Consider the following 10190-nt stretch of genomic DNA (forward strand, 5'->3'; position numbering starts at 1 on the left):
GTACGGAACCGGCGAGACAGGACACAGAGAGCTCCCGTGCGGCGCCCGCGCCCCGGACGGCGGCACCGCGCACAGCGCGAGCCGCGGACGTCACCGGCACCATCGCCGGACCAGGTGCGGCGCCCGGGAGCCTGACGGGAGAAACGCCCGCATGCTCGAACCGACCGAACCCACAGAGTCCGCCATGGGCTCCGAAGTGAACACACCCAGCGACACCCTGCCGCCGCGTCGTCGGCGCCGTGCCGCTTCCCGGCCGGCGGGTCCGCCGACCGAGTCCTCCGAGACGCCGGCGGAGACCGTCGCTACTGCCGTAGCGGCCGCGGAGCCCGAGGAGCTTGTCACCGAACCTGTCGCAGACGAGGAAGACAAGGCCGCCGAGGGCATCGAGAGTGCCGAGGCCGAAGGGGCCGACGAGGCCCCGGCCGCTTCGGAGGCCGCGCCTGTCGGTCGTACGCGTCGCCGCGCGACCCGTCGGGTGTCCGCGCCTGCCGCTGCTCCTGTTGCCGCAGAGGCCGCTGAGACTGTTGTGGCTGTGAGTGCCCCGGCTGCCCCCGCTGCCGCTGTTGCGCAGGAGACCGCGCCTGTCGCGGAGACGGAGACGGCATCCGAGGACGCCGCGCCGCCTCGTACGCGTCGGCGTGCCACGCGTCGGGTGTCCGCGCCTGCCGCTGCGCCTGTTGCCACTGAGGCTGCCGAGACAGTCGTGCCCGCGACCGCCGACACCGAAGCACCTGCCGCCGAGGCCCCGGCCGAGGCCCCTGAGGCCCCCGCCGCCCGTACGCGTCGGCGTGCCTCCCGTCGCGCCTCCGCGCCCGCCGGTGCGCCGCAGACGGCCGACGCCACCGAGACGGTCGAGGCGGCGCAGGCCGCCGAGACGGCCGAGAGCGCCGGTGAGCCGGTGGACCTCACGACCGGTACCGCCGCCGTGGCCGCCGAGCAGCCCGCCACCGAGCAGCCCGCATCCGCTGAGGTTGCGGACGACGCCGCTCCGCGTCGTACCCGTCGACGCGCCTCCCGCCGCGTGTCCGCGCCCGTCGCGGCGCCTGCCGAGGCCGGCACCGAGGCCGAGTCGGTCGAGGCGGCCGCGGTGACGGGCGCGCTCGAGCCCGAGGCGCACCCCGCCGCCCTCGCGGGCGAGACCGCCCAGGAGCCGCAGGAGCCGCAGGAGCCGCAGGAGCCGCAGGTTCCCGCTTCCGTGGAGAGCAAGCCCAGCGCCGAGGCGCCGCAGGCTCCCGTCGAGGAAGCCGCCCCGCGTCGGCGTCGTCGGGCCGCGCGCAAGGCAGCCACCGGGTTCGCCGAGCCCGCGCGGTCGGCCGTGGCCGAGGGCGCCGAGGCTGCCGAGGACGAGGCTCCGCGTCGGCCGGCGCCGCCCGCCGTCGCCGTGTTCCAGGCGCCCGTCTTCACCGAGCCGCAGTTCCAGACGCCGGAGCGGGCCGCAGCCCAGGCCGCCGCCGAGGCGGAGGTCGAGGTGGTCGAGGTGGTCGAGGAGACCGAGGAGTACCCCGAGGAGCAGGCCGGGGCGCGGCGTCGCCGCCGTCGGCGCGGCTCCGACCAGGCGCAGGAGCCCGAGGCCCGGGCCGCCGAGACCGCCGTCGCGGAGGAGGAGCCGGAGGAGGCCGAGGAGTCCGCCGAGGACACCGTCGAGGGTGACGAGAGCGAGGAGACCGGCTCGCGCCGTCGCCGCCGTCGGGGCGGCCGTCGCCGTCGCCGGGGCGAGTCCGCCGAGGGTGACTCGGGCGAGGCCCAGGAGTCCGACAGCGAGGACCTCGCCGCCGCGCAGGTCGCTCAGGCCGCGCAGGACGCCGAGGACACCGCCGAGCAGGTCGAGGAAGACACCGAGGACGCCGAGGACACCGCGGAGGACCGCGAGGAGTCCGGTGGCGGCTCCACCAACAGCCGTCGCCGTCGGCGCCGTCGTCGGCGGGCCGGTGACACGTCCGTCGACGCCGAGCCCGGTGACGGCGACCCCGAGCGCACCGTCGTCAAGGTCCGCGAGCCCCGCCCGAAGGCCGAGCCGTCCGACGAGGTGCAGTCCATCAAGGGCTCGACCCGCCTGGAGGCCAAGAAGCAGCGCCGCCGGGAAGGCCGTGAGCAGGGCCGTCGGCGCGTGCCGATCATCACCGAGGCCGAGTTCCTGGCCCGGCGCGAGGCCGTCGAGCGGGTGATGGTCGTCCGCCAGCACGGCGACCGTACGCAGATCGGCGTCCTGGAGGACGGCGTGCTCGTCGAGCACTACGTCAACAAGGAGCAGTCGACTTCGTACGTCGGCAACGTCTACCTCGGCAAGGTGCAGAACGTGCTGCCGTCGATGGAGGCCGCCTTCATCGACATCGGCAAGGGCCGCAACGCCGTGCTGTACGCCGGTGAGGTCAACTTCGAGGCGCTGGGGATGGCCAACGGGCCGCGGCGCATCGAGTCCGCCCTGAAGTCCGGCCAGTCCGTGCTCGTCCAGGTGACGAAGGACCCGATCGGCCACAAGGGCGCCCGCCTCACCAGCCAGGTGTCCCTCCCCGGCCGCTACCTGGTCTACGTGCCCGAGGGCTCGATGACCGGCATCAGCCGCAAGCTGCCCGACACCGAGCGGGCCCGGCTGAAGACCATCCTCAAGAAGATCGTCCCCGAGGACGCGGGTGTCATCGTGCGCACCGCCGCCGAGGGCGCGAGCGAGGACGAGCTGCGCCGGGACGTCGAGCGGCTGCAGGCGCAGTGGGAGGACATCCAGAAGAAGGCCAAGAACGGCAACGCGCCGACGCTGCTGTACGGCGAGCCGGACATGACCGTCCGGGTCGTGCGCGACATCTTCAACGAGGACTTCTCCAAGGTCATCGTCAGCGGCGGTGACGCCTGGGAGACCGTCCACGGGTACGTCGCGCACGTCGCGCCGGACCTCGACGAGCGGCTGCAGAAGTGGACCAGTGAGGTCGACGTCTTCGCCACGTACCGGATCGACGAGCAGCTCGCCAAGGCGCTGGACCGCAAGGTCTGGCTGCCCAGTGGCGGTTCGCTGGTGATCGACCGGACCGAGGCGATGGTCGTCATCGACGTCAACACCGGCAAGTTCACCGGTCAGGGCGGCAACCTCGAGGAGACCGTCACCAGGAACAACCTGGAGGCGGCCGAGGAGATCGTGCGCCAGCTGCGGCTGCGCGACCTGGGCGGCATCATCGTCATCGACTTCATCGACATGGTGCTGGAGTCCAACCGGGATCTTGTCCTGCGGCGCCTCCTCGAGTGCCTGGGCCGGGACCGTACGAAGCACCAGGTGGCGGAAGTGACCTCGCTGGGCCTCGTGCAGATGACCCGCAAGCGGGTCGGGCAGGGGCTGCTGGAGTCGTTCTCCGAGACCTGCGTCCACTGCAACGGCCGCGGTGTCATCGTGCACATGGAGCAGCCGACCGCCCTCGGAGGCGGCGGCAAGCGCCGCAAGCGCGGGCGCGGTGGTGACGGGCAGGTGCCCGAGCACGAGGCCGTGGCGGCCGTGGAGGCTGCCGAGGAGACCGTCGCGGAGGTGGCCGCCGAGGCCGCCGAGCCCATCGCGCTGCCCGAGCCTGAGTTCGCGCCGGACGAGGAGTTGTACGGCAGCGTCGCCGAGGCGGAGGCCGCGGCCACGCGTGGCCGTACGCGTCGCCGGACGAGCCGGCGGGCGTCGGCTCCGGCGGGCGCGCCGAGGCGCGAGGAGAAGCGGGCCGAGGTTCCCACGGCTCAGGACGTGACCGTCGAGGAGGAGACCGCCCGACCGGTGCAGCCGGAGGAGGCCGCCGTCGCGCACGCCGAGCCCGTCGCCGTGGAGGACCCGGTGGTCGAGGCTCCGGCTCCGACCGCCGAGGAGGCCGCTCCCAAGGGCCGTACGCGCCGCCGCGCCACCCGCAAGGTGTCCGCGCCGGCCGGTTCGCCCCCGGGCGCCGAGGCGGCCGTGGTGACGGTCGCCGAGACCGCGCCGACGCCGGAGGCGCAGCCCGAACCGCAGGTCGAGCAGGCCCCGGCCGAGCAGGCCGAGGCGCCCGCCGAGAGCGCCGCCCCGGCCCGCCCGAGGCGCCGCGCCGTCCGCCAGGCCACCGCGCCCACCGCGTCCGAGGAGGCGGCCGTCGTGGTCGTCCCGACGGCCGCGGAGGAGGCACCGGCCGCCACGGAGCAGACCGTCGAGGAAGCGGCTCCCGCCAAGAAGACGGCGGCCCGCAAGACGGCCAAGAAGGCGACGGCGAAGAAGGCCGCCACCAAGAAGACCGCGGCGAAGAAGACGGCCACCAAGAAGACGACGGCCAAGAAGGCGGCGAAGACCACCGCCACCAAGACGGCCGCGAAGAAGTCGGCGTCGAAGAAGACCGCGGCGGCGGAGCAGCAGCCGTCCGCCTCCGTCTCGGCCTCTTCGGAGGACTGACCGGCCTCAGCCGGTAGGCGCGCCGGAGCGCAGAAGCGCGGGACACCCGAACGGGTGTCCCGCGCTTCTGCGTGTGCGTGTGAGAGATGTGCAGGAGGAGTGAGTGACAGGTGGGATTCGTATGATTTTTGTCACTCCATGAGAACGCGGAAAGGTATTGCGTGTGCACTTCAAGTGAAGAAAAGATCCCCTGACCTTTAAATCTTCTTTACTCACGGGGTTTCTGTGGCAGGGGCGGGGAAAATGTGGCGGCGCAGTGCTGCCGCCGTTTTGGCAGGGACATTGCTGGCGTGGGGGGTCGGAACCGGCGGAACACCCGCCGCGGCCGCCGTCGCGTGTCCCTCGGGAACCGAGTCGGACTTCAACGGCGACGGCGTCCGGGACACGGCCATCGCCGACCCGGAGGCAACCGTCGACGGCGTGGCGAAGGCGGGTGTGGTGCACGTCGTCTACGGCGGCGGCAAGGGCACGCTCACCCTCTCGCAGTCCACGGCGGGCATACCGGGCGTCCCCGAGGCGGGTGACCAGTACAGCCACGCCCTGGCCGTCTACGACGCCGACCTCGACGGCTGCAGCGATCTGGTGATCGGCTCGCCGTACGAGGACATCGGCACCGTGGCCGACTCCGGGGCGGTCCACGTGGTCTACGGCGCCACGGCCGGGCTGGGCGCCGGCAGCAAGGCCGTGAAGGAACTCCTCCAGGGCAGTGACAAGCCGATGGGCGGCGCCCCGGAGGCCGGCGACTGGGTCGGATACGCGGTCGCCGCCGGGAAGACCTCGGGCGGACAGCCGTATCTGCTGATCGGCACCCCCGGCGAGTCGATCGGAACCGTCGAGGACGCCGGCGCCTTCTACTACGTGAACGGCACCGCGCAGACGGTCGTCTTCGTCAGCCAGGACACCGACAACGCCGGAGCCGTGGCCGGCGTGGCCGAGCAGGACGACCGCTTCGGCTCCACGCTCGCCGCGACCCCGACCCACTTCGCGGTCGGCACGCCCGGCGAGGCGCTCGGCACCACGACGTTCGCCGGCGGCGCGGCCCTCTTCAACCACACCCTCACCTCCGGCTACCCGAAGCCGCTCGGCGGACTCGGCCAGGACCAGGACGCGATCAGCGGGGCCGAGGAGGTCGGCGACCAGTTCGGCGCCGCGCTCGCCATGGTCCCGTACCGGCCCTCGGGCGCCACTTCCACCACCGAGTCGCTGCTCGCGGTCGGTGTCCCGGGCGAGGACCTGTCGACGACCGTCGACGCGGGCGCCGTCCAGGTCTTCCGGCTCACGGCCGGCGGCACCTACACCGAGACCGCGTGGATCGACCAGAACATCGCGGACGTGGACGGCGAGACGGAGCCCGGCGACTTCTTCGGCCGGCGGCTCGCCGCCGTCAACACCTCCCCGAACGCGGCCTCCACGGGAACCACCACCAGGCTCGCGATCGGCGTGCCCGGCGAGGAGTCCTCCGAGGAGCACTCGGACAAGGGCGGCGTCCAGATCGTCCCGCTGGTCGGCGCGCCCGGCGCCTCGGACGTCTGGATCGACCCCGGGTACGGCATCGGGTCCGTGGTCGCGCCCCGCATGCTGACCGGTCTCGCCCTGGGCGCCACTCCCTCGCTGCTGTACGTGGGGGTGCCCTACGGCCCCGCCGAGGGCCGGGCGGTCTACGGCTTCCCGTGGGGCGTGGGCTTCGGCGGCGCGCCGACCCAGACGTTCAGGCCCGGTGAGGGCGGCATCCCGGCCGGCGGTGTCGCGTTCGGCGCCACGGTCCGCTGACGACGCGACCAGCCGTACGTATCCAGGCGTATCCACACGCGCCGGACACATATCTCCGACGACCGCGACGACGCACGGCCCGGTGAGGCGCCGCCATCCGCAGTCACTCCTGCGGATGGCGCCGCCCGCCGGCCGACGGTCCGACGACGGTTCGTCGACCCCGTGACGGATCCGGGCGGGGCGTTCCGGCGACGACACGACTTCCGAGACTGACATGAACCGACTGGAGAGTGGACGCGTGTCCGCAGACAGACACAGACCGATACGGCGAGGCATGCTGCTGCGTGCCGCCGTGGCGGCCGGCGTCACCGCCGCGGTGGTGGCGGGCGGCCTGGCGGTCCTTCCGGGAGGCGGTGGCACTCAGGCGCAGGACCAGGCGCCGGTCGCCGCCGACCAGCCGATGCAGACCGAGCAGCAGGCCATGGCCGCCGCGCAGGAGAGCGGCAAGAAGACCGAGATCGTCGGACTGCGCACCGAGCGCAGGGAGATCTTCGCCGAGCCCGACGGCACCTTCACGGCCCGCGAGTACACCGAGCCCGTCCGCACGGTCCAGGGCGGCAAGTGGGTCGACGTCGATGCGACGCTGGTGAAGCGGGCCGACGGCACCTGGGGGCCGAAGGCCGCCACCGTCGACCTGACCTTCTCCGCCGGCCAGGCCGGCAAGCCCTTCGTCACAATGCGGCGGGCGGGCCGCGAGTTCGCCCTGACCTGGCCGTACGGCAAGCTGCCCGCCCCGAGGGTCGAGGGGGAGAGCGCCACCTACGCCGAGGTCATGCCCGGCGTCGACCTGACCGTGCGGGCCGAGGCCGACGGCTTCGGTCACCTGCTGGTCGTCAAGACGCCCGAGGCGGCGGCCGACCCGAGGCTGGCCAAGCTCGATCTCGGCATGACGACCGACGGTCTGAAGGTCGCGGAGGATGCCAACGGGGCGATCGTCGCGGAGGACTCCGCCGTCGGCGGCACCGTCTTCGAGGCGGGCAAGCCCGCCATGTGGGACTCGGCCGCCGTCGAGGAGGCCGCCGCCAGGAAGCAGGGCCCCAAGGCCGTGGCGAAGGCACTGAAGACCGCCGCGGCCGAGACGGCTGCGGCCGAGACCGCCGCGGGCGCCACCGCCACGGTCGGTCCTCAGGCCGAGGCCCCCGAGCCCGCCCTGGAAGGCCCGGGCGGCGGCGGACGCGTGGCCCCGCTCGGTGTCGAGGTGAGCAAGGACAAGCTGAGCCTCGTTCCCGACCAGAAGCTCCTCAAGGGCGACGACACCGTCTTCCCCGTCGTCATCGACCCGATCCCGCGGACCACCTCGCGTACCGCGTGGACCGGCGTCATGTCGGGGATGCCCGGCGAGCAGGACTGGAAGTACTCCGGCAGCGCCGGCGTCGGCAAGTGCCCCACCGACTACAACCCGGTCTCCTGCAACGGAGTCGGCACCCGTCGGGTGCTGTTCACCATGCCGCTGTCCTTCTACAAGGGGAAGCAGATCCTCGGTGCGAGCTTCTCGGCCCGGGTCGAGCACATCTACAGCGCCAGCCCGACCGCGGAGCCCATCCGGCTCTACCGGATCGGTGCCAAGAACTACACGATCAACTCGTCCAGCAACTGGTCCAACACCCAGGACGACTGGGACGACCACATCGGGACCGTCGACAAGGCGATCTCCCCGACCTCCTGCTCCAGCCAGGCCAACCTGCACTTCGAGAGCGGCACGACCGGCGAGCTGACCAGCGAGATCAAGACGGCCGCCGCGAACGACTGGAACTCGATGACGCTGGGCCTGCGGGCCGCCGACGAGTCCCGCTTCGCCGAGTGGAAGCGGATCTGCGGCAACGCGTACCTGTCGATCAAGTACAACAACCTGCCGCGGCAGATCAAGACGGCGGACATGTTCACCGACCCCGGTGGCCTCTGCAAGTGGGGCGCCGGGCGCGCCTACACGGACAGCCTGCCGAAGCTGAAGGCCATCGCGAGCGACCCGGACCACGGCAACGGCCGGACCGACAAGGTGAAGGTCGAGTTCAAGGTGGACTGGACCGACCCCACCACCAAGGCGGCCAAGTCCTACACCTACCTCACCAAGGACTGGCTCTCCCCGACCACCAGCACCAAGTTCGAGCACACCGTCACGGGCATTCCGCAGAACACGGTCATCTACTGGAGCGCGCGGGCCTACGACGGTGACGGCTACGGCCCGTGGAGCTACGACGGCGACACCCCGCAGCGCTGTGAGTTCATCTACGACAAGACCTGGCCGGGCAAGCCGCTCGTGCTGTCCAAGCAGTACCCGTCCGACACCGTCTACCACGACGGCGTGGGCACCTACGGCACCTTCGCCTTCTCGCCCAATCCCAACGACTCCATCCCGGACACCGACGTCGTCAAGTACCAGTACTCCTTCAACGGCGCCGCGATGACCACTGCCACTCCGACCTCGCCGGGCGGCTCCATCTCCGTCCAGTGGATGCCGACCAGATCCGGCCGGCAGGTGCTGGAGGTGGTCGCCATCGACAAGGCCGCGCATGCCAGCAGCACCCTCTACGACTTCCTGGTGAGTGAGGGCAAGCCGGTCGTCGCCCAGTGGAACCTCGCCGACCAGGCGGGTGACACCGGGGCGCACGACGAGAGCGGCGAGTTCTCGGCGACCGCGGGCAGCGCCGTGACCTTCGGCGCGGACGGCCCGGGCGGCAAGGTCGACAAGGCGGCCCGCTTCGACGGCAGCGCCGAGTCGTACCTCGACACCAGCGAGACCGTGCTCGACACCGCCAAGAGCTTCAGCGTCAGCGCCTGGGTACGGCCCACCGCGCTCGACAGGAACATGACGGTCGTCAGCCAGGACGGCACCGGCGAGCCCGGCTTCACCCTCGGCTACGACGCGTCCGCGCAGACCTGGAAGTTCTCCGTCCCGGTCAACGACGTGGACTCGCTCGGCGAGTGGCAGGCCGTCTCCACCGGAGTGTCCGTGGTCAAGGACCAGTGGGTGCTGCTGACCGGCGTGTACGACGCGCAGAAGAGCGGGGGCCCGCAGCTCCAGCTGTACGTCAACAAGGACCTGAAGGGCTCCGCCACCCGGCGCTCCACCTGGAAGTCGTACGGACCGCTGCAGATCGGCCGGGCCACGGCCAAGAGCGGCTACCGCGACCACTTCACGGGCGACCTCGCCGAGGTGCGTGTCTTCGACCGCGTCCTGCCGACGGGCCAGGTCGCCGAGCTGATGACCATCAAGCCGGTGCGCAAGGGCTACTGGCAGCTGGACTCCGCCACCAACGGCTCGGTGACCGAGACCGGCGGCGGCCAGGCACTGACCCTGGCGGGCAACGCCTCCATCTACCGCCCGGCCGACCCGCTGTTCGACACCGCCGCCCTGGTCGGCGACGGCAACCTGGTCCTGGACGGCGACGGGGACTACGCGTCCACCGCCACCGCCCCGGTCACCGGCAACAGCAGCTTCACCGTGACCGCCCGCGCCCAGCTCACCTCGCTGGACCCGGAGAAGTCGCAGACGGTGCTGTCCCTGCCGGGCGCCAACGCCAACCGCGTCCAGGTCCGCTACCAGGCGACCACCGGCCAGTGGGAGCTGGCCGTCGCGGAGACCGACGTGGCCGCCCCCTCGGTCGTCACCTTCACCGACGACCAGGAACTGCCCGACACCGGCGGTTCCGGCCAGCACCTGGCGGTCGTGTACGACGCCTTCGCCAACTCGATCCGGCTGTACGTCGAGGGCCAGCTCGTCGCCGGCGCCTACGGCAAGGACGACACGCTCTGGTCCGCCACCGGCGGTCTCCAGGTGGGCCGTTCGCTGCGCGGCGCGAGCGAGTACTTCGCCGGCGCCATCGACGAGGTGCGTGTGTACAGCGGTGCGGCCGACCAGGTCGCGGTGCAGCAGATGGCGGCGCTGACGGCCGTCCCCGACATGTGACCGACTGTCACTTCTGAGGTGTGGGGGGGGGGGGCCCGCCCCCCCCCCCCCCACGTTACCCAAAACCCCCAACGGTGAACGACCCTCACGGGGTTTTTGGGTTCTAGTTACGGGGCGCCGCCAGGGGGTTTGGGA

General features: G+C 72.2%; 3 protein-coding genes. All 3 read left to right on the plus strand.

The features are described from left to right. Window positions 1-151 precede the first annotated feature (151 nt). The 3 genes from ABT063_RS41950 to ABT063_RS41960 all read left to right on the plus strand — a co-directional run bounded on the left by ABT063_RS41950 (window position 152) and on the right by ABT063_RS41960 (window position 10055). Complete coding sequence (locus tag ABT063_RS41950; protein ID WP_351066207.1) at window positions 152-4378, plus strand: Rne/Rng family ribonuclease; 4227 nt, start codon at window positions 152-154, stop codon at window positions 4376-4378. A gap of 270 nt (window positions 4379-4648) precedes the next feature. Then, window positions 4649-6148, plus strand: a complete 1500-nt coding sequence (locus ABT063_RS41955; protein ID WP_351066208.1) for a VCBS repeat-containing protein — start codon at window positions 4649-4651, stop codon at window positions 6146-6148. Between the two features lie 238 nt (window positions 6149-6386). After that, a complete protein-coding gene (locus tag ABT063_RS41960; protein ID WP_351066209.1) occupies window positions 6387-10055 on the plus strand; it encodes a LamG domain-containing protein in 3669 nt (1222 codons plus the stop codon). The last annotated feature ends 135 nt before the right edge of the window (window positions 10056-10190 follow it).

The organism is Streptomyces sp. NPDC002838 (genome assembly GCF_040295365.1).
Taxonomy (GTDB): domain Bacteria; phylum Actinomycetota; class Actinomycetes; order Streptomycetales; family Streptomycetaceae; genus Streptomyces.

Bases quoted from the DNA above. Each gene is read 5' to 3' on its own strand.
- ABT063_RS41950 (WP_351066207.1), top strand. From the start codon at position 152: ATGCTCGAACCGACCGAACCCACAGAGTCCGCCATGGGCTCCGAAGTG.